Raw genomic sequence first — 19,432 nt, 5'->3', positions numbered from 1 at the left:
AGTATGAAAAACTGCATGGAGGTTTGAAGAATGGCAGGAGGATCTAGATTTCAACAGAAACAACAAAAACGTCGTCAAAACGGTGTTTTAAATATTGCGATTGCTATTGTATTAGTAGCAGTAGCTATAGTAGCATATCAATTGTTTGTTCCTGATACAAAAGAGCAAGCGTCTCCTAGTGATAAAAAAGTAGCTCAGCAAACAACAAAAGAGAATAAAGCTGAGAAAGCTAAAGGTAAAGAAGAGACGAAGAAGAACGAGCAAGAAAAAGCAGAGGCTAAGAAAAAAGAAGAAGAGAAGCAAAAGGCTGAAGAAGAAAAGAAGCAAAAGGCTGAAGAAGAAAAGAAAAAAGCTGAAGAAGAAGCAAAAGCTAATGAGAAAGTATCAGCTGAAAAAACACAGCCAAAGGCAACAGATGCTTATACGAAACCTTCTTGGAAGCCAGTAGGTACAGAACAAGGTGCAACACCTGCGATGACGTTTAAAAAAGGTACAGCAGATTGGAATGAGATGAATCAAGCGATTTCCGCTGCAATTGATGTTCCAGTAGAGCAATTAGTTATTCATAGAATCGGAAATAACGGTAAGAATAAAGCCTACGGTAACGTACAAGATAAGCAATCAGGTAAAAAATATTATGTAAACATTGATTGGGTAGATAATGAGGGCTGGAAACCAGTACTTGTTCAAACTCTAAACTAAAAAAGAGAGGCTCTTAGGAGCTTCTCTTTTTTAGTTAGCGTAATTTCTTTAATTTAAAATGAACAACCGCACTATAATAAGGTCTTTTGCTTTCAGAATCCATAATCATTTGATGCGAGATATGATGTACTTCGAGCATAAGTGCTTTATTATTATCAATTTGCTCACTAATTTTTTTTTCTAAAGAAGCTAAGTCCGCCGCTTCAAAAAACTCTACTTTATCTTCTAACATTTCAAAGGTAAATGACACGAAGACGACCCCTCTCCTATGTAATCACCTATAGTGTAACAAAGAAAAGAAGGAAATACTATGTGCATTTCAATTGACATTTTTAGAAAGAGGGAATATCATACTGATAAAACCGATAAGAAAAAGGGGAATTTTTATGGGCATAGAATTTAATGGTTTATTTGATGAATGGGCTCATACGTACGACTCATTTGTACAAGGCGAAGATATACAATATAAAGAAGTTTTCGCCCATTATGAGGACATTTTAGAGGATGTAGTTAACAAGTCATTTGGCAACGTATTAGAATTCGGTGTTGGTACTGGCAATTTAACAAATAAATTATTACTTGCTGGTCGCACAGTTTACGGTATAGAACCGTCACGCGAAATGCGTACTATTGCAAAAGAGAAATTACCAAAAGAGTTTTCAATTACAGAGGGTGACTTTCTTTCATTTGAAGTCCCAAATTCAATTGATACTATTGTGAGCACCTATGCATTTCATCATTTAACAGATGAAGAAAAAGACGTAGCAATTGCGAAGTATAGTCAATTGCTAAACAAAGGTGGTAAAATAGTGTTTGCTGATACAATATTTGCAGATCAAGATGCATATGATAAAACTGTTGAAACAGCAAAACAAAGAGGTTTTAATCAGTTAGCAAACGATTTGCAAACAGAATACTATACACGTATTCCTATCATGCAATCTATTTTTGAAAACAATGGCTTCCATGTAACGTTTACGAGATTAAATCATTTCGTATGGGTAATGGAGGCAACTAAGCAATAGAAAGAGGGATTAGATTGAGAATTGCTGTAATTGGAGCAATGGAAGAAGAAGTACGTATTTTACGTGACAAACTAGAACAAGCAGAAACAGAAACTGTTGCAGGTTGTGAATTTACGAAAGGGCTATTGGCAGGACATGAAGTAATCTTGCTAAAGTCTGGTATTGGTAAAGTAAATGCAGCGATGTCAACGACAATTTTATTAGAAAGATATAAACCTGAAAAAGTAATCAACACTGGTTCAGCTGGTGGATTCCATCATTCTTTAAATGTTGGAGATGTGGTTATTTCAACAGAAGTTCGTCATCATGACGTAGATGTTACAGCATTTAACTACGAATATGGTCAAGTGCCAGGAATGCCACCTGGATTTAAAGCTGATGAGGCATTAGTTGCATTAGCTGAGAAATGTATGCAAGCAGAAGAAAATATTCAAGTTGTAAAAGGTATGATTGCAACAGGTGATTCATTTATGAGTGATCCGAACCGCGTTGCAGCAATTCGTGATAAATTTGAAGACCTTTATGCAGTAGAAATGGAAGCAGCAGCTGTTGCGCAAGTATGCCACCAATATGAAGTTCCGTTTGTTATTATTCGTGCACTTTCTGATATTGCTGGCAAAGAATCAAATGTTTCATTTGATCAATTTTTAGATCAAGCAGCTCTTCATTCTACAAACTTTATCGTAAAAGTACTAGAAGAGTTAAAGTAATGTAACAAAAAGGCAACTGTCTCATATAAAGAAAATACATACAGTTGCCTTTTCTTTATTGGCAAATAAGGGGGAGAACACGATGAATGTATATCGTGGCGTTCATGAGTTGATTGGCCATACACCACTCATAGAAATTACTCGTTTTTCACTTCCGAAAGGAGTCCGTTTATTTGCAAAGCTTGAATTTTACAACCCAGGCGGAAGCGTTAAGGATCGTTTAGGAAGGGAATTAATCGAAGATGCACTAGAAAAAGGGCTTGTTACCCAGGGCGGAACAATTATTGAACCGACGGCTGGAAATACTGGCATTGGACTGGCACTTGCAGCGTTAGAACATGATTTACGCGTCATTGTTTGTGTACCAGAGAAATTTAGTGTTGAAAAGCAAGAATTAATGAAAGCGTTAGGTGCAACGGTCGTGCATACACCGACTGAGCAGGGAATGACCGGCGCAATTGCAAAGGCAAAAGAATTAGTAAAGGAAATACCAAATTCATACTCTCCAAGTCAGTTTGCTAATGAAGCAAATCCTCGTGCTTATTTCAAAACACTAGGTCCTGAACTTTGGGATGCACTGAATGGAGAGATTAACATATTTGTTGCAGGGGCAGGAACTGGCGGTACGTTTATGGGAACTGCGTCTTATTTAAAAGAGAAAAACATTGATATTAAAACGGTTATTGTAGAACCAGAAGGATCTATTTTAAATGGTGGTAAGGCTGGTTCACATGAAACAGAAGGAATTGGCCTTGAATTTATTCCACCATTTTTAAAAACATCTTATTTCGATGAAATTCATACGATTTCTGATCGAAATGCATTTTTACGTGTAAAAGAATTGGCGCAAAAGGAAGGTCTTCTCGTTGGAAGTTCTTCAGGAGCGGCATTCCATGCAAGCTTGCTTGAGGCTGAAAAAGCAAAACCAGGTACAAATATTGTAACGATTTTTCCAGATAGTAGTGAGCGTTATTTAAGTAAAGATATATACAAAGGATGGGAATAAAAAATGAGAGCAAAGACAAAGTTAATTCATGGTATTCGCATAGGAGAACCTTCAACTGGATCTGTAAACGTACCGATTTATCAAACTAGTACGTACAAACAAGAAGCAGTTGGTAAGCATCAAGGATATGAATATTCACGAACAGGTAATCCAACTCGTTCAGCTTTAGAAGAAATGATTGCAGTATTAGAAAATGGTCATGCTGGATTTGCATTTGGTTCAGGGATGGCAGCTATTACAGCAACAATTATGTTATTCTCAAAAGGAGATCACGTCATTTTAACAGATGATGTTTACGGTGGAACATACCGCGTTATTACAAAAGTACTAAACCGTTTCGGCATTGAGCATACCTTTGTAGATACAACAAACCTAGAGGAAGTTGTAGAAGCAATTCGCCCAAATACGAAAGCGATTTATGTGGAAACACCAACGAATCCGTTACTGAAAATTACTGATATTAAGAAAATATCCACTCTTGCAAAAGAGAAAGATTTATTAACAATTATTGATAACACATTCATGACGCCGTATTGGCAGTCACCGATTTCTTTAGGAGCAGACATTGTACTTCATAGTGCAACAAAATATTTAGGTGGGCATAGTGATGTGGTTGCAGGCCTAGTTGTTGTAAATAGCCCACAATTAGCAGAAGACCTTCATTTCGTACAAAACTCAACAGGAGGCATTCTTGGACCACAAGATAGCTTCTTACTACTTCGTGGTTTAAAAACACTAGGAATTCGTATGGAAGAGCATGAAACGAATTCACGTGCAATTGCCGAGTTTTTAAATAACCATCCAAAAGTAAATAAAGTATATTATCCAGGTCTTGAATCGCATCCAAATCACGAATTAGCAACAGAACAAGCAAATGGATTTGGTGCAATCATCTCATTTGATGTAGATAGTGAAGAAACATTAAATAAAGTGCTAGAAAAACTACAATATTTTACACTTGCTGAAAGCTTAGGAGCAGTAGAAAGCTTAATTTCTATTCCATCACAAATGACACATGCATCTATTCCAGCTGATCGCCGTAAAGAATTAGGAATTACAGATACATTAATTCGTATTTCTGTCGGTATTGAAGATGGTGAAGATTTAATTGAAGATTTAGCACAAGCGTTAGCATAATAAAAATGTACTGCTCATATAGAGCAGTACATTTTTATTATGCTAATTTGTGAAATGTTTCACAAATTAGACACACACAAATGAAATGATTTCCTGTATATTAAATTCATGAAATGTTACTCACGAACAAACTTGTGAAATATTTCACAAATAATGAGATTCATGTAAGAAGGCAACTCTATTTTTTTTACGATAATAGGGACTTATTTTGACCTATAGGGACATATAAGGACCACGATAGTAGAATAGGAGGAAATTTACATGGTAGTCAAAGAGAAAGTTGTAAATGAAATGCAAGAGGTAAAAGAGATGATTGATACGTTAGTGAAGAACGGTCAAAAAGCTTTACAAGCATTAGATAGTTTTACACAAGAGCAAATTGACAACATTGTTCATGAAATGGCACTAGCAGGTGTTGATCAACATATGCCACTTGCGAAATTGGCTGTTGAAGAAACGGGCCGTGGTGTATATGAAGACAAATGCATTAAAAATATTTTTGCCACTGAATATATTTGGCATAGCATAAAGAAAGATAAAACGGTAGGAATTATTCACGAAGATCCTCATGAAGAAATAATAGAAATTGCGGAACCTGTCGGTGTAGTAGCAGGAGTAACACCAGTAACTAATCCAACGTCGACAACGATGTTTAAAGCATTAATCGCAATAAAAACGAGAAATCCAATTATTTTCGCATTTCACCCTTCTGCACAAAATTGTTCCATTGCAGCGGCGAAAACAGTATATGATGCAGCAGTGAAGGCTGGTGCACCAAAGCACTGTATTCAATGGATTGAAAGACCTTCTGTCGAAGCAACGAAACAATTAATGAACCATGAAGGTGTTGCACTCGTTCTAGCAACTGGAGGAGCTGGTATGGTGAAATCAGCTTATTCTACTGGCAAACCAGCGTTAGGCGTAGGCCCTGGTAATGTACCATGTTATATAGAGAAATCGGCACATGTTAAACGAGCTGTTAATGATTTGATTTTATCGAAAACGTTTGATAACGGAATGATTTGTGCATCAGAACAAGCTATCATTGTAGATAAGGAAATTTATGATGATGTTAAAACAGAAATGATTGCAAACAATTGTTACTTTGTAACAGAAGAAGAGAGAAGAAAATTAGAAAAGCTTGTTATTAATGAAAATACATGTGCAGTAAATAGCGATATTGTAGGGAAATCAGCGCAGTATATTGCCGAATTAGTTGGGATTACTGTGCCTGAGAATACAAAAATGCTTGTAGCTGAAATACAAGGTATCGGAGCAGCGTATCCACTATCTCGTGAGAAACTGAGCCCAGTATTAGCTTGTGTAAAAGCAAATTCATTAGAAGAAGGATTAACATACTGCGAAGGAATGTTAGACCTTGGTGGCTTAGGGCATTCAGCAGTCATTCATTCTACAAATAAAGAAGTACAAAAACAATTTGGATTACGCATGAAAGCTTGCCGTCTCATCGTAAATGCACCTTCATCACAAGGGGGAATTGGCGATATATATAACGGATTTATTCCATCACTTACGCTTGGTTGTGGTTCTTACGGGAAAAACTCAGTTTCCCAAAACGTAACGGCGACTCATTTATTAAATATAAAAAGGCTGGCAAATAGAAAAAAGAATATGCAATGGTTCAAATTACCACCAAAAATTTATTTTGAAAAACATGCGACAGCATATTTGGAAAACATGCCTAATATTTCACGTGCATTTATTGTAACGGATCCAGGAATGGTGGAGCATGGTTATGTAGATACAGTTACACACTATTTACGTAAACATGTAAATGATGTGAAAGTTGAAGTTTTCTTTGAAGTCGAGCCAGATCCATCAGATGAAACTGTTTTTAAAGGTGCGGACATGATGAAAAGCTTTAAACCAGATGTAATTATCGCACTTGGTGGTGGTTCAGCTATGGATGCAGCAAAAGGGATGTGGCTATTCTATGAGCACCCAGAAACAACATTCTATGGAATTAAACAGAAGTTTTTAGATATACGAAAACGCACATGTAAATATCCGAAATTAGGAAATAAAGCGCAGTTTGTTGCAATTCCAACAACATCAGGAACAGGGTCAGAAGTGACGCCATTTGCGGTTATTACAGATAAGAAAAATAATATAAAGTATCCGCTCGCAGATTATGAATTAACACCAGATGTAGCGATTGTTGATCCACAATTTGTAATGACAGTACCACCTCATGTAACAGCAGATACTGGCATGGACGTATTAACACATGCAATTGAAGCGTATGTGTCTGTTATGGCAAATGACTATACAGATGGTTTAGCATTAAAAGCAATTGATCTCGTATTTAAATATTTACCGAGAGCATATAAAGATGGAAATGATGAAGAAGCTCGAGAAAAAATGCATAATGCTTCCGCAATCGCAGGTATGGCATTTGCAAATGCATTCCTAGGTATTAATCACAGTTTAGCACATAAACTTGGACCAGAATTCCATATTCCACATGGGCGTGCAAATGCAATTCTTATGCCGCACGTAGTCCGCTATAATGCTATTAAGCCAAGAAAACACGCATTGTTCCCAAAATATGAGCACTTTGTAGCGGATGAACGCTATGCACATATTGCGAGAATGCTCGGACTTCCAGCAAGCTCAACAGCAGAAGGTGTGGAATCACTCGTTCAAGCAATTATTGCGCTTGGAAAAAGCTTGAATATTAATATGAGCATTGCAGGGCAAGGAGTTGCTAAAGAACAATTTGAAGAGGTTGTCGGAGTGTTAGCAGAAAGAGCTTTTGAAGACCAATGTACAACAGCTAATCCAAAATTACCGCTTATTTCAGAACTGAAAGAAATTTATATGGAGGCATATAAAGGCCTGTAATAGATATGAAAGAGTCGCATTTAAGCGGCTCTTTTTCTTTGGAAAACATCTCCCAGATTGGCTCTATTTACTTGTCTTTAAGTTTTATAGAATATGATACAGTGAGGAGGGGAGTGATAAATAAATGAAAGAATTACAACAAAAAATAGCAGATTATATTCGATTCGGACAAGTGCTTCTTGCAGTAAGTACATTTTTGATGGTTGGTTTATTAATTCCGAATGGAGCAAAAGAGACGGTACAAACTTTTGTTATGATGGGGAGTATCATATTATTTTTAAGTTTGTCATTCCTCTTCTTTAAGCGTGTTAAAGCGATGCGTGATCAATTAGAGGAGAGCGAATATGAAGAGAATTGTTAAATGAGGCGCTACGAAAAGAAGAACTCTTTTTGTAGCGTTTTTTTGTTTTTGTAGAAACTGTATGCGTTTCATATTGACAATGATAATCCTTGTCAATTAAAGTAGAATAGTAATTAATGATTATCATTATCAATTAGAGGTGAAGGAATGAAAAAATCTGTTACGCTGTTTACAGTGATCGTTTACTCGTATTAAAGCGAGGAAAGATTCAGTATGATGGTGTACCAGAAGAAGTGTTATGTCATCAAATGTTTCAACATGTATTTGGCATAGAAGTAGATATTTTTCAAGGAAACGACAAGCCATTTTTTACACCGAAACGAATTTGTGAAAAAGGAGCAGAGAGATGCAAACAGAGAAACGTATTACCACTGAATTAGTAAGAGAATTTGTTATGGCAGCTCATGGAGATCTAGAAAGAGTACAGGAGATTTTGGCCGAATCACCTAGCTTACTGCATGCTTCTTATAATTGGGGCGGCTCAGATTGGGAAAGTGCATTAGGAGCAGCGGCCCATGTAGGGCGTAAAGATATTGCTCTTTATTTACTGGAAAAGGGAGCTCGGATGGATATTTTTGCAGCAGCCATGCTTGGAGAGTTAGACGTTGTACAAGCTATTTTAGTAGTACAGCCAGAAGCATTATCTGCACCTGGCCCGCATGGCATCTCGTTGCTTCAACATGCACGAATGGGTGGAGAAAAAGCTCAACGTGTATTTGAATACTTAACGGTGCTTTCTTAATGACCGCAAAAGTTCTTATGGGCGGTAAACTTTCCACTTGAAAAATTGGTAAGTTTACCGCCCGTTAGAACGGGATAAGTATCTAGTATATTTCGAAAGCCTACACCCCCTCAGTTGTAGTTTTCTTTATACTAGTTATGATATGGATGCAGTAGACACTCTTTTGTCTACTGCTTTTTTTTTGATATAATACAACTTAATAAGACTGAATCTTCTTTCTTTTTAGGGATTTTCTTAATACAAAGCATTCAACACTTACGTAATTTGAGATATGTTGTTATGTAATGAGGTTCAAAATGATGGGAGTGAATAAAATAGTGTTCCATACAGATCGTCTACAATTTCGCAAATATACAATGGAGGATTTAGAGTTCTATGCTTCGTTATGGGGGAATGAGAAGGTAATGCGTTATATTGGAAATGGAACGTTAAAAACATACATGCAATGTAAAAAAAGTTTGGAGGAGTGGGTACTTCCGAATTATAAAAATGGTCTCGGTTTATTTGTAATGATTGAAAAGGAAACGGGCATACGAATTGGTCATGCAGGGCTTGTCCAGCAGAAAGTAGATGGAAAAGAGGAAATTGAGATTGGCTATTGGCTACTTCCTAAGTATTGGAGAAAAGGGTATGCGAAAGAGGCAGCGGCAGCATTTCGAGACTATGGTTTTCAAGCGTTACAAATGAATAAATTAATTTCACTTATTAATCCGAACCACCCAGCTTCAATATTTGTCGCCAGAAAAACAGGGCTTAGCTATGAAAAAACAACTGCATTTCATGGAATTGATGTCCTAGTTTATTCTATTAAGAGAGTTGGATGAAAAACTCATTTTTTTAAAGGTAATAAGTATCTTTTGAAGAATGGTATATAAAAATAAAAGGAGGGATTAAATGTATATTTATCATAATGGACTAATTATTCGTGAAGGAACGAATGGAGTGCCAGCATATGCGATTAAGACATTATTTGAAGATGCTGGCTGGAGTAATGATAATATCCCTTCTTGGCAAATTGAAAAGTTTACGATTGCATTTGAAAATTCAACATGGGCTTTCACAATTTGGGATGAAGAAGAGATGGTCGCGATGGTTAGAGTGATTTCTGATCAAATCATGGTTGCTAACATAGTAAATTTAGTTGTGAAATGTGAGTATAGAGGAAAAGGATTAGGTAAGAAACTTGTGGCTCTTTGTTTGCAAAAGCTTCCGCATGGCGATTGGTTTGCGCATACATCTGCTAACAATTTCGATTTTTATAGAAGTTGTGGTTTTGAAGTAAGAGAGTTATCAAGAAATGGAACATGTGCGTACTACGGATACCAAGTTGCAAAAAGGGATGGCCATCGATAAATGAGCGGAAAGTAAAGAAAAATCATAGTTAAGTAATTCTGATTCTTTTCATAATAGAAAATGAATTGAGGCTCATTTTATGGTAAAATGAAAGAAAATTCAGTTATTATTAGGGGGATAAAAATGAGTATAAAAGTTGGGGATGTATTTAAATACGAAAGAAAGTTTACCGAGGAAGAAGTTTTTGAATTTGCAAATATTACAGGCGATAAAGGTAGACATCATATGGAATATGATGAGAATGGACGATTAATGGTTCATGGTTTATTGACTGCTAGCATTGGGACGAAAGTAGGCGAAGAGTTACATTACATAGCAAGGGAATTAGTAAGTGAGTTTATTAGACCAGTTTTTACAGGGGATACGATTACTTGTGAATTAACTTTAACAAATATTGAACAAATGGAAGGGTATAAAAAAGTTTCAATAGAGTCAGTTTATCGTAACCAACATGAAAAGACGGTACTAGTTGGGACAAGTTATGGAATTATACGGGAATAAAAAAGAAGCCTGTTTGAAACAGGCTTCTTTTTTATTATTTAGTAAACACGTTTTCGATTTTCCGCATGACTAGAGATAAGTAATAATGCAGTTTCTTCACCTACATTACGAACAATATGAGGAACACATGCATTCCAGGAGAAAGAATCACCTTCTTCTACAATTGCAATATCTTCCCCATGTTGAACTTCTAGTTTTCCACGTAATACAAGGTGACATTCTTCTCCTTCATGAGCATTTGGTGAGTTTTCTTTCGGAAACCCGGTAGGAATTTCTACTAGAGATAGGCGAAGACCACCTTGCTCCGCAACATGTTCAATTCTTTGTTCATCTTTTCCGTATACACTGTATTTACGTTCTTCTTTTTTTACAATTTTCAACCGATCTTTTTGTTCTAATAATAAATAGGGAAGGGGAACGTTTAAAAAATTGGAGATCGTTTCTAAAGTTGAGATAGATGGTGATGTTTTATTATTTTCAACCTGACTCATAAAGCCTTTAGAAAGACCTGTTCCTTCACAAATTTGTGCGATTGTTATCCCTCTACGTTGACGAATTTCACGTATTGCAGAACCAATGTTCATAAAAATCAAGCTCCTTTTTGTAAACAACTATTTGTATCATAGCAAAAAAAATATATTTTTTCCCACTGAAAATGAATTGACGAATAAAAAAAATTAGTGTATGTTTTGTAATGTAAATAAAAGTTCTGTATAAGAAAACTATAAAGGAGAGAAAGAAATGAATCAACATATCGGTAACTTAATTATTCGTATCGTGTTAGGGCTAACGTTCTTTATGCACGGTTTAACAAAATTCCAATCAGGAATTGACAATATTGCAGGGTGGTTCACAAGCATTGGTTTACCAGGAGGACTTGCATACGGTGTAGCAACAGTGGAATTAGTTGGTGGTCTATTGTTAATTCTAGGTTTAGGTGTAAGATATATTGGATTATTATTTGCACTTGTTATGGTTGGAGCAATTGTAAAAGTGAAATGGTCAGCTGGTTTATTAGGAGATGGAAAAAATCCTGGCTTCGAATTAGAACTTGCATTGTTAGCGATGGGTGCGTACTTATTTGTTGCAAAAGCAGACGGTTTTATAGATAATTTCTTAAAAGAAAAAGTGTTTAAAAAAGCTTAATTTACATGGGGGGCTAACAAGATGGGTTTTCAACTTCATCCCGATACAACACTTGATATTGTTCATTTATACGTATCAAATATAAAGAAATCACTAGAGTTTTATACGGAAGTACTAAGCATGAAAGTGTTAAAAGAAGATGAAACAGTCGTTACATTTGGGAATGAAAATGACGAACCACTCCTTATCATTGAAGAAAAGAAAGAAGCTTTTCCGAAACAAAGAGGGAGAACAGGGTTATATCATTACGCAATTTTATTACCAAGCAGACAGGATTTAGCGAATGTTCTTCGTCATCTTGTAGAGATGGTATATCCACTGCACGGCGGAGCCGATCATTACTTTAGTGAAGCTCTTTATTTAGCTGATCCAGATGGAAACGGGATTGAAATTTATCATGATCGCCAAAAAGAAGTTTGGCGTGATGAAAATGGAGAGCTACCATTTGTTAGTAACCCGTTAGCCGGTGAAGAATTATTACAGCAAGGAAGTACATGGAATGGCTTTCCAGCTGGTACTGTGATGGGGCATATTCATTTCCATGTAGCTGATTTGGAAGAAGCGAAACGTTTCTATGTTGATGGTCTTGGTTTTGAAGTAACCATCCCAGCTCGTAATGGAGCGTTGTTCGTATCCGCAGGTGGTTATCATCACCATATTGGTTTAAATACATGGCAAGGTGAAGGGATACCACCGCAAATGCCAAATTCCGTTGGCTTGAAATATTTCACAATTGTACTAGCGGATGAAAAACAAAAAGAACAAGTATGTGAAAGCTTAAAAAATATTGGCAAGATTGCTACGTACAAAGATGGAATATTACAAGTTGAGGACCCATTTGGACATTGTATACATTTCAAAATAAAAGGAGAAGCCTAAAAACGGCTTCTCTTTTTTACTTTCTTATAATTGCTTTTTCGTTTTGTAAAAATAATTCATCAAATTGCTTCGCAAGCTCAAAATCTAGTTTCGTTAAACCTTTTGCATTCCATGATGACAAAGTAATAATGACTGCTTTATACTGGATAAGGATAAATGGATGGTGATTATGTTCTTCTGATAGTTTGGCGGCTTCAGAGACAAATTCGACTCCTTTTAAGTAGTCGGAAAACATATATTTTCTTTCGATCCATTTTTCATCTTTCACTGTCCATTTATCCAGCTTTGCTAATTCCTCTTGTACTTCTTCATTAGTTAATCGTAGCATCATTTTTCACATCCTTTATCTGTAGTAGTGCAAGACCATTGTTAATAAGACGCGTTACAGCTTCGTCAGTTGTGAAGGTAGAAAGTTGTTGTAATAATGCTGCTGATGCTTCATGACCTTTGTTATGTTCTAAAAGCAATTCTAAAATTTCAAGACGAAGCAACCATTCTTTCGGATAAAATTTATTTAATACTTCTTGGATTGCTACTAATTGCTCGACATGCGCGTCGTGTAAAGTACCTTCACCTCGAATATCACGAACCGTTTGATACATACGTTCAAGCTCAATCAGTACAAGCGGATCAGGAGTTTCTTGTACTTCTTCATCTATTGGGAAAAATGCAGCTGCATCTGCCGCTCCTGGGAATACAGAAGTGATTTGTGAGCCGACAGCCATATCAAATGCTCCCCATGAAGGATCAAATAATAAGCGATCTTTATGAGTAACTGTACAATCTATAAAGGAGATAAGAGCAATCTTTTTATCATTCTTTACAATGTCTGTTACTGTTCCTTTTACATGAATACCACTTGCAAAAGTAAACTCTGCACTATTTCCAATTGTAATGCATAATGATTGTAATTGTTCTTCTGTACAATTTTCTAATGCAATATCTCCATCTAGTAAGCCGATTGGTGTCCCGAATCCATCGCTATGCACAGATATAGAATGATTTGCTAACTGTTTATTATGAATTGCTAATGCAGTTGGTGTATTTGTTCTCATATAAATGACTTCACCAGTATCATTTTTAATTGTCTCTGTAAATGTACCTGTAATTTGTAATCCGCTACTTAGCTCAGTTGTAGCATGGTTTTCGGAGCGGATTGCTTTTTCTAATCCTTCTGTGCCACCTGTTTTAAATGCCATCGTTTCAGAGAACTTCTCAAGTGCCTCAGTCAACTCTTCAAATGATTTGCAAACAAATAGCTGTGGCTGCATTTTTGTTACGTCATAAGTTGTACCTGTACAAGCTTCAATTGAGAATGGGACTTTCTTTACAGCATCTGTTAAACAATGCTTACTTTCACCGACAGAGGAAAGGAGACCAGCACCGTAAATTTTCGGGTCATCTATATTACCGATTAAGCCATATTCCACTGTCCACCAGAATAGACGTGAAATTTGTTCTGCTTCTGATAAACCAGAAACTAAGTTTTGTTTTTCGATTACAGCATTTTCAGCAGCTGCAACTTCTTCAGGTGTAGAAGTCGGGCTTTCTTTTACAATCGTTAATGTACGAACAGCTTCGAAAGCTTCATGTTCTTCTTTGGTGGAGAAAGCTTTCGCTCCAATTTGTCCAAATCGTTTCACATATTTTGCATATGTAGGATCAAGTAAAATCGGTGCGTGTCCTGCTGCTTCATGAACGATATCAGGAGCTGGTGTATACTCGATATTTTCTACTTTACGAATATCTGTTGCGATTGGTAGTAATCCGTGCCCCTGAAAGTCAAAGAATGCGACGCCGGGAATAAGTCCGTCAATCGTTACGGCGCCCCAGCCGCTTGGTGCTAAACAGTCATTCATTTCTTCTACTTTTGGAATCGCATCTATATTAATACCAGATGATTGTAGTCCATTAACGTATGCTGGATGAGCAACATCTTTTAAGAAGTTATGGTTTTGTTTCATAATGTAACGCCAAACAGCGTGATTCACCGGCGTGTATTGATCATAATGCTGTGTGGATACGAATGGTTTTAAATGTGATGGAATTTTTGTTTTCTTTGTCATTTAGACATCCTCCTTTTTTTCTATAAAAATGAATACCGGTTCGTATAGCTTGTACCACCTCCTTTCAAAATTGTAAGCGCTTATAGAATTTTATCATAAGATTCGGAATTATTTAACAACTGTTTGTGTGAGAAATAGAAAAAGCCCCTATCGGAACATCCGATAGGGGCGAAAGAATCGCGGTACCACCCTATTTGTAAGTGAAAATATACTTACATCTCAACTAATGATAACGGAAAAACTCCGTCTTTTCCTTCATGCATAAAAGCACTACGAAAAAGAAGCTCCAGAATTGTAATTCGTACTTATATATGTGCTAATTTCCACCGACCATTAGCTCTCTGAAACAGGGATACAAGATACTACTGCGATTCTTTCAACGCGTATATATGAAGTTATTTAAAAGGGAAGGACGCAAAAAAGTCCCTATCGGAATATCCGATAGGGACGATAAAAATCGCGGTACCACCCTATTTGTAAACAACTAATTGTTTACCACTTACTTTAAGATAACGGAAAGATCCGTCTTTCTCTTCATGCATAAAAAGCATTACGGGAAAGAAGCTCCAGAATTGTAATTCACGCTTGTATATGTACTGATTTGCACCAACCATCAGTTCTCTGAGACAGGGATATAAGTCGCTACTAGTATTCCTTCAAAGCCGATATATAATTCGTTCAACTAAACTATGTTTTGTATTATAAAACTATATTTAAAAGCTTGTCAACAATAATTTTATTACTTTACTTCTAAATCAACGTTTAAATTAGATGTATTTCCAGTTGCATCAGTTGCAACAATGAAACTCCCACTAATAAAAGTTCTAATTTTCAGGAAATAAATATTATATTTCTATCGTTAATTATAAAGACGGGTGTTGGCTAAACTATACATTCGACATAATTCATACCAATCTTCTTTGAATTGAAAATTTCTTGGGAAATTTTTGAGGATTATGTCGAATGGCTACAACATGCATATAGCAAGCGGAATGTGAGGGATGCTATAGGGAAAAATAGGGGTGTTATATGAAAAAGTTTATAGTAAGTGGCAGCGTGATTTTGTTTCTTTTTTTCTGTACAATTTCTATTACTAGCGCAGAAAATAATGGAGTAAAAGTTGCTTTTATTCGTAATCATGATCTTTGGATTAAAGTCGGTGAAAAAGAAAAGCAGATTACAAAAGGAGAGTACATAACAGGGCCGAAATGGTCATATGATGGAGGATGGCTTGCATATGCAAAAGGAAAGAAGCGAAATCATCTTGAACTGTATCGGTTGAAAGATGGAAAGAAAGTTACACCGTTTCAATCAGAAGCATCGAATTATCAATGGTCACCAATAGAGAATGTAATTGCATTTGTATTTGCATGTACATTAAATACGTTTGATGCTGAAAAAAAGAAAGCAGATTTTGAAAATGTATCAGCTGGTGTAGGTGACTATGCATGGTATCCTGATGGTAAGAGGTTTCTTGTATCATCTGAAGCGTATTTGCTTCCAACAGGATGGACAGGAGCTCAGCTATATGAAACGGAAAAGGATGCAAATATGAATCCTCATAAGATGAAACATTTATATGCACTACCGAATGAGCATGATGACTTTTTAGCATTAGTTGCAAGTGGATTTAAGTGGTCACCAGATCAAAAGTGGATTTCGTTCTTAGCAGTACCAACAGCTTCTTTGTCAGCGGATAGTAATACACTTTGTTTAATTCGAGCGGACGGCAGTCGTTTTGAAAAAATAAATCAAATGTTGTTAAATACACAATGGTTTCAATGGTCGCCATCAAAAAATATATTGGCGTATATTGAAGGTAGCGGAAGAGTTGCATTAGAGAATAAACATTTAAAAGTAAAAGAATTACCAGCCCTACAGCAAAATACATTTACTCCAAAAGGATATGTTGATTGGGACTTCACATGGAAGAACGATAAAGTAATTATCGTTTCAAGGGCAAAGGAAGCAGAACTATCGATACATCCGGAAAAAAGGCCACTACCAACTTTATATGAGATAAATAGTACAAGCGATGAACAACATCAAATCACAAAGCCACCTTATAATCAAGGTGATTATAATCCTATCTTTATAAAGAAGAGCAACCAATTAATGTGGATACGTTCAAATCGTAAGAAAGCTGATGTATGGCTTGCTTATAGCGATGGGAAATATGAAAAGAAGTGGATTGAAAATATAGATGTACCAGAGTGGTATTATGAGAAATGGAATTGGGAAGATGTCATTTCGGTGAAAGACGAGTAAAAAATCCTGCCTGAAATATAATTTTCAGGCAGGATTTTCAATGTTATTTATGCGTCTTATTTGGCTTTTTTTTCGCAGGGTTTCCATTCCCTTGATGTTTTCTATTTTGTTCATCTTTTGCTTGCTTTTCATGCAATGTATCTAAAAAGTCATTTGAGTTACTCATTTTTATATCTCTCCTTTTTTCATTTCGTCCTAATTACTATAACCATTTAGGAGGAAAATCATGAGATAAAAGTTAAGCACTTAGTTTTCTTCGGTAATATAAGTAAAATATTCCATACGTAATAAATAGCATAAGTAAAACTTGTAACTCTACATTTTCTTTTAAAATAGCCCCGAAAGGGTCTGGCAAGTAAGGGGATTTTTCGCTCGCTCCTAAATCTAACCATTTGTTTAAGAGATTAATGATGCAAAAAATGAAAACACCGGACCAGCTTGCGATAATTGCTTTTTGCTTAATTTTTGCTTCACGTTCATCATCTGTAATCCAAGGATTAGCAGTTTTATCACTATTAAAAAAGCTATTTATGTATCCCTATATGATCATTCCGATAAAGACGATAATCCATTTCATATTTGTGGTCCTTCTCTTCTTGTAAAAAATATTTGACATATATAATTGTAATGTTTTCCAAATATGCATGTCAAATATTTTTTACATATTACTTTTTCATATAGCAGGAATGAAGAATAAAATAGGGAAGGAATATGTGAGACTATTTTATATTGAGAGGAAGAGGAGTATGAAACTTGTCTTTGTTCGTCATGGTGAAGGTGAACATACAAAGGATTTACCATTAAGTTTGCAAGTGGTGAATCCGCCGTTGACGGGAGTAGGAAAGAAGCAGGCTAAATTGCTTCAGTGCGATGTACCATTACAAGACAGGGACATATTAATCACTAGTCCTACACTTCGAACACTACAAACTGCGACAATGTGGAGTTCGAATGTTGCTTGTCAAAAAATCGTTCATCCATATATATCCCCACGCATTTTCCCTTATCGTGAATTAGCTAAAACATTGCCGTGTGATCAATTGTTAGATCGAAAGATAATTAGAAATCTATTTCCACATTTTTCGTTAGAAGAAAGTACAAATGAACTGTTATGGAATGAGGGAATCAATATAATCCGAGAGAAGGAATTTCAACAAATAGTAGGTGAGTTTCTGCATTGGTGCTATCAGTTAAAAGCAGAAAAAGTTTGTATCGTTTCGCATGATGGAACAATTACAGCTTATAGACAATATTTACAAAAAGTAGTTTTAACGAGAGATGATTTTTTAGAAGAAACGGGGATATATCAAATAGATTTATAGGAAGGGGGATGTCAAATGAACATTGCACTAGTAGTTGGCTATAACTCTGATTTGGAAGCGCAATCAATTCGAGCAACACTTGAATATTTTGGGGCGAGAGTTGTGACATATTGGATCGGTAGACCGAAAGATTTCATCGATGTTCTTTCCGGAAAGACTTTATATAAAGATATCAATTATGTTATTTTTTGCTTTCATGGTGATGAAGGGGAATTTGTAATGGAAGAGTTAGGAGAAGATGTGTATGACGAAAATGAACCGAGAGGATACTTTGGTGCAGCAGAAATTAAGAGATATGCAAAATTGCATAATATCCATATTGTAAATAGTGGTTGTACGTTAGGAGAACAAAAACTAGCAGAAGTATTTTTACAAAATGGTGCAAAATCGTATATTCGATCGATAGATTATGTGGATGGAAATGCAGCACTTATGTTTACAATTTGCTTATTTTACGGGCTTATTAATCATAAAAAAACATTAGAAGATGCTTTTCAAGAAGCAAGATTAATTGATGAAAAGCCCCGTACATTTCGATTGTATGAATAATCTAAAATACACTTATTCAAATATAGAATGAACACGTTTTACATTTAGCACACAGTTTTTTAACAATTTTTTCAGTGAAAATGATTATCAACTGTGGTATGATATGTTCAAGTTTTTACAGGTAATAAAAGTTACTATATAAACGTTAGTTTTGGATGTTGTATTCGGATGTCACAAATTATTCATAATTAACATTATAAAAATAAGTAACTAATGTTATTATATTATTTGTAACTAACTTAATTACAACTTTAGGAGGAAGATATGGTTATTCAATTTTTAAGAGAAAACAAAGCAGTTTCTTTTGTATTAGCGATAATCCGAGTATATCTTGGTTACACATGGCTAATGGCTGGAATCGGTAAACTACAAGGAAAAGGATTCGATGCAACTGGTTATCTACAAGGTGCAATTGAAAAATCTAAGGGAGCACAACCGGCGGTTCAATCTTGGTGGGCATCATTCTTACAAGAATTTGCAATTCCAAATGTAGATCTGTTTAATACACTTGTAACGTGGGGAGAAATTTTAGTCGGGATTGGTTTAATTGTAGGCTGTTTAACAAAAACAGCGGTCTTTTTCGGTCTTGTAATGAACTTTTCCTATCTGTTTAGTGGGTCAATTGGTGTAAACCCTGAAATGGTTATCTTATCAATGTTCGTTCTTGTTTCTGGTATGAATGCTGGAAAACTTGGAATCGATGGTTTCGTTATACCGAAAGTATTAGGATCAAAAACTCAAAAACGCCAAAAGCAAGCTGCTTAATATATGAAAACGGGTATCTCAAAAATGAGATACCC

At 35.8% G+C, this 19,432-nt stretch carries 23 protein-coding genes, 1 pseudogene and 2 other annotated features; of the genes and pseudogenes, 18 read left to right on the top strand and 6 right to left on the bottom strand.

Going from position 1 to position 19,432, the window contains the following annotated elements; genetic code table 11:
* Nucleotides 1-30: 30 nt before the first annotated feature.
* A complete protein-coding gene (locus ACTFQM_RS16835; protein WP_440035287.1) occupies nucleotides 31-702 on the top strand; it encodes a YrrS family protein in 672 nt (223 codons plus the stop codon).
* Nucleotides 703-736: 34 nt separating this feature from the next.
* Here the strand turns inward: ACTFQM_RS16835 and ACTFQM_RS16830 are convergent, their stop codons facing one another.
* Nucleotides 737-952, bottom strand: coding sequence for a YrzA family protein (locus tag ACTFQM_RS16830; protein ID WP_002173557.1), 216 nt, complete (start codon nucleotides 950-952; stop codon nucleotides 737-739).
* Between the two features lie 136 nt (nucleotides 953-1,088).
* Here ACTFQM_RS16830 and ACTFQM_RS16825 point away from each other — a divergent pair, with 136 nt between their 5' ends.
* From ACTFQM_RS16825 to ACTFQM_RS16775, 11 genes and pseudogenes are all read left to right on the top strand, one after another.
* A complete protein-coding gene (locus ACTFQM_RS16825; protein ID WP_440035285.1) occupies nucleotides 1,089-1,727 on the top strand; it encodes a class I SAM-dependent DNA methyltransferase in 639 nt (212 codons plus the stop codon).
* Nucleotides 1,728-1,741: 14 nt separating this feature from the next.
* Nucleotides 1,742-2,437 carry a 5'-methylthioadenosine/S-adenosylhomocysteine nucleosidase gene (mtnN, locus tag ACTFQM_RS16820; protein WP_002088741.1) on the top strand — a complete coding sequence of 232 codons (696 nt, stop codon included), beginning with the start codon at nucleotides 1,742-1,744 and terminating at the stop codon, nucleotides 2,435-2,437.
* An 82-nt stretch (nucleotides 2,438-2,519) separates the two neighbouring features.
* Complete coding sequence (locus ACTFQM_RS16815; protein ID WP_440035284.1) at nucleotides 2,520-3,443, top strand: O-acetylserine dependent cystathionine beta-synthase; 924 nt, start codon at nucleotides 2,520-2,522, stop codon at nucleotides 3,441-3,443.
* 3 nt (nucleotides 3,444-3,446) lie between these two features.
* Nucleotides 3,447-4,580, top strand: a complete 1,134-nt coding sequence (locus tag ACTFQM_RS16810) for a bifunctional cystathionine gamma-lyase/homocysteine desulfhydrase (RefSeq protein ID WP_002173554.1) — start codon at nucleotides 3,447-3,449, stop codon at nucleotides 4,578-4,580.
* 261 nt (nucleotides 4,581-4,841) lie between these two features.
* On the top strand, nucleotides 4,842-7,445 hold the full coding sequence (gene adhE, locus ACTFQM_RS16805; RefSeq protein ID WP_440035281.1) for a bifunctional acetaldehyde-CoA/alcohol dehydrogenase: 2,604 nt from the start codon (nucleotides 4,842-4,844) through the stop codon (nucleotides 7,443-7,445).
* 124 nt (nucleotides 7,446-7,569) lie between these two features.
* The gene (locus ACTFQM_RS16800) at nucleotides 7,570-7,806 is read left to right on the top strand and encodes a YrhC family protein (protein ID WP_098303762.1); all 237 of its coding nucleotides are present in this window, start codon (nucleotides 7,570-7,572) and stop codon (nucleotides 7,804-7,806) included.
* Nucleotides 7,807-7,970: 164 nt separating this feature from the next.
* A pseudogene (locus tag ACTFQM_RS16795) lies at nucleotides 7,971-8,186 on the top strand (ABC transporter ATP-binding protein); the annotation flags it as partial.
* Nucleotides 8,153-8,548: an ankyrin repeat domain-containing protein gene (locus tag ACTFQM_RS16790; RefSeq protein WP_440035280.1), complete on the top strand. Its 396-nt coding sequence runs from the start codon at nucleotides 8,153-8,155 to the stop codon at nucleotides 8,546-8,548. The pseudogene ACTFQM_RS16795 and the gene ACTFQM_RS16790, both read left to right, overlap by 34 nt.
* 296 nt (nucleotides 8,549-8,844) lie before the next feature.
* Nucleotides 8,845-9,372, top strand: a complete 528-nt coding sequence (locus ACTFQM_RS16785; RefSeq protein ID WP_440035279.1) for a GNAT family N-acetyltransferase — start codon at nucleotides 8,845-8,847, stop codon at nucleotides 9,370-9,372.
* A 70-nt stretch (nucleotides 9,373-9,442) separates the two neighbouring features.
* Nucleotides 9,443-9,901, top strand: coding sequence for a GNAT family N-acetyltransferase (locus ACTFQM_RS16780; RefSeq protein ID WP_002173549.1), 459 nt, complete (start codon nucleotides 9,443-9,445; stop codon nucleotides 9,899-9,901).
* Nucleotides 9,902-10,024: 123 nt separating this feature from the next.
* A complete protein-coding gene (locus ACTFQM_RS16775) occupies nucleotides 10,025-10,402 on the top strand; it encodes a MaoC/PaaZ C-terminal domain-containing protein (RefSeq protein WP_002173548.1) in 378 nt (125 codons plus the stop codon).
* 38 nt (nucleotides 10,403-10,440) lie between these two features.
* Here ACTFQM_RS16775 and ACTFQM_RS16770 read toward each other — a convergent pair whose 3' ends face one another.
* A complete protein-coding gene (locus ACTFQM_RS16770; RefSeq protein WP_048372288.1) occupies nucleotides 10,441-10,986 on the bottom strand; it encodes a helix-turn-helix domain-containing protein in 546 nt (181 codons plus the stop codon).
* Between the two features lie 157 nt (nucleotides 10,987-11,143).
* Between ACTFQM_RS16770 and ACTFQM_RS16765 the strand changes: the two genes are divergently transcribed.
* Both ACTFQM_RS16765 and ACTFQM_RS16760 read left to right on the top strand, forming a co-directional pair.
* Nucleotides 11,144-11,548, top strand: coding sequence for a DoxX family protein (locus ACTFQM_RS16765; protein WP_440035277.1), 405 nt, complete (start codon nucleotides 11,144-11,146; stop codon nucleotides 11,546-11,548).
* Between the two features lie 21 nt (nucleotides 11,549-11,569).
* A complete protein-coding gene (locus tag ACTFQM_RS16760) occupies nucleotides 11,570-12,427 on the top strand; it encodes a VOC family protein (RefSeq protein WP_440035275.1) in 858 nt (285 codons plus the stop codon).
* A gap of 16 nt (nucleotides 12,428-12,443) precedes the next feature.
* On the opposite strand, the gene ACTFQM_RS16755 is transcribed toward ACTFQM_RS16760, so the two are convergent.
* Both ACTFQM_RS16755 and ACTFQM_RS16750 read right to left on the bottom strand, forming a co-directional pair.
* Complete coding sequence (locus ACTFQM_RS16755; protein WP_033719209.1) at nucleotides 12,444-12,758, bottom strand: 4a-hydroxytetrahydrobiopterin dehydratase; 315 nt, start codon at nucleotides 12,756-12,758, stop codon at nucleotides 12,444-12,446.
* The gene (locus ACTFQM_RS16750; RefSeq protein ID WP_440035274.1) at nucleotides 12,739-14,493 is read right to left on the bottom strand and encodes an aromatic amino acid hydroxylase; all 1,755 of its coding nucleotides are present in this window, start codon (nucleotides 14,491-14,493) and stop codon (nucleotides 12,739-12,741) included. Before ACTFQM_RS16750 ends, ACTFQM_RS16755 begins: the two co-directional genes overlap by 20 nt.
* 161 nt (nucleotides 14,494-14,654) lie before the next feature.
* Nucleotides 14,655-14,882 (bottom strand) — a binding site (T-box leader).
* Between the two features lie 51 nt (nucleotides 14,883-14,933).
* Nucleotides 14,934-15,162 (bottom strand) — a binding site (T-box leader).
* Nucleotides 15,163-15,522: 360 nt separating this feature from the next.
* Between ACTFQM_RS16750 and ACTFQM_RS16745 the strand changes: the two genes are divergently transcribed.
* Complete coding sequence (locus ACTFQM_RS16745) at nucleotides 15,523-16,761, top strand: translocation protein TolB (protein WP_440035273.1); 1,239 nt, start codon at nucleotides 15,523-15,525, stop codon at nucleotides 16,759-16,761.
* A 43-nt stretch (nucleotides 16,762-16,804) separates the two neighbouring features.
* On the opposite strand, the gene ACTFQM_RS16740 is transcribed toward ACTFQM_RS16745, so the two are convergent.
* Together ACTFQM_RS16740 and ACTFQM_RS16735 are read right to left on the bottom strand one after the other, a co-directional pair.
* Nucleotides 16,805-16,927, bottom strand: coding sequence for a DUF4023 domain-containing protein (locus tag ACTFQM_RS16740; protein ID WP_002173541.1), 123 nt, complete (start codon nucleotides 16,925-16,927; stop codon nucleotides 16,805-16,807).
* A gap of 72 nt (nucleotides 16,928-16,999) precedes the next feature.
* Nucleotides 17,000-17,293 carry a phosphoglycerate mutase gene (locus ACTFQM_RS16735; protein ID WP_440035810.1) on the bottom strand — a complete coding sequence of 98 codons (294 nt, stop codon included), beginning with the start codon at nucleotides 17,291-17,293 and terminating at the stop codon, nucleotides 17,000-17,002.
* Between the two features lie 214 nt (nucleotides 17,294-17,507).
* On the opposite strand from ACTFQM_RS16735, the gene ACTFQM_RS16730 reads away from it, so the two are divergent.
* The 3 genes from ACTFQM_RS16730 (at nucleotide 17,508) to ACTFQM_RS16720 (ending at nucleotide 19,397) form a co-directional block, all read left to right on the top strand.
* Complete coding sequence (locus ACTFQM_RS16730) at nucleotides 17,508-18,083, top strand: phosphoglycerate mutase family protein (protein WP_440035271.1); 576 nt, start codon at nucleotides 17,508-17,510, stop codon at nucleotides 18,081-18,083.
* 15 nt (nucleotides 18,084-18,098) lie between these two features.
* Complete coding sequence (locus ACTFQM_RS16725) at nucleotides 18,099-18,632, top strand: delta-aminolevulinic acid dehydratase (protein ID WP_440035269.1); 534 nt, start codon at nucleotides 18,099-18,101, stop codon at nucleotides 18,630-18,632.
* Nucleotides 18,633-18,896: 264 nt separating this feature from the next.
* Entirely contained in the window at nucleotides 18,897-19,397 is a 501-nt protein-coding gene (locus tag ACTFQM_RS16720; RefSeq protein WP_002173538.1) for a DoxX family protein, read from the top strand.
* Nucleotides 19,398-19,432: the final 35 nt, after the last annotated feature.

This window comes from Bacillus cereus group sp. MYBK30-2 (assembly GCF_051915945.1).
Classification (GTDB): Bacteria; Bacillota; Bacilli; order Bacillales; family Bacillaceae_G; genus Bacillus_A; species Bacillus_A paramycoides.
Note: the sequence above shows the minus strand (reverse complement) of the source record. Positions and strands in the feature narration are given on the sequence as shown.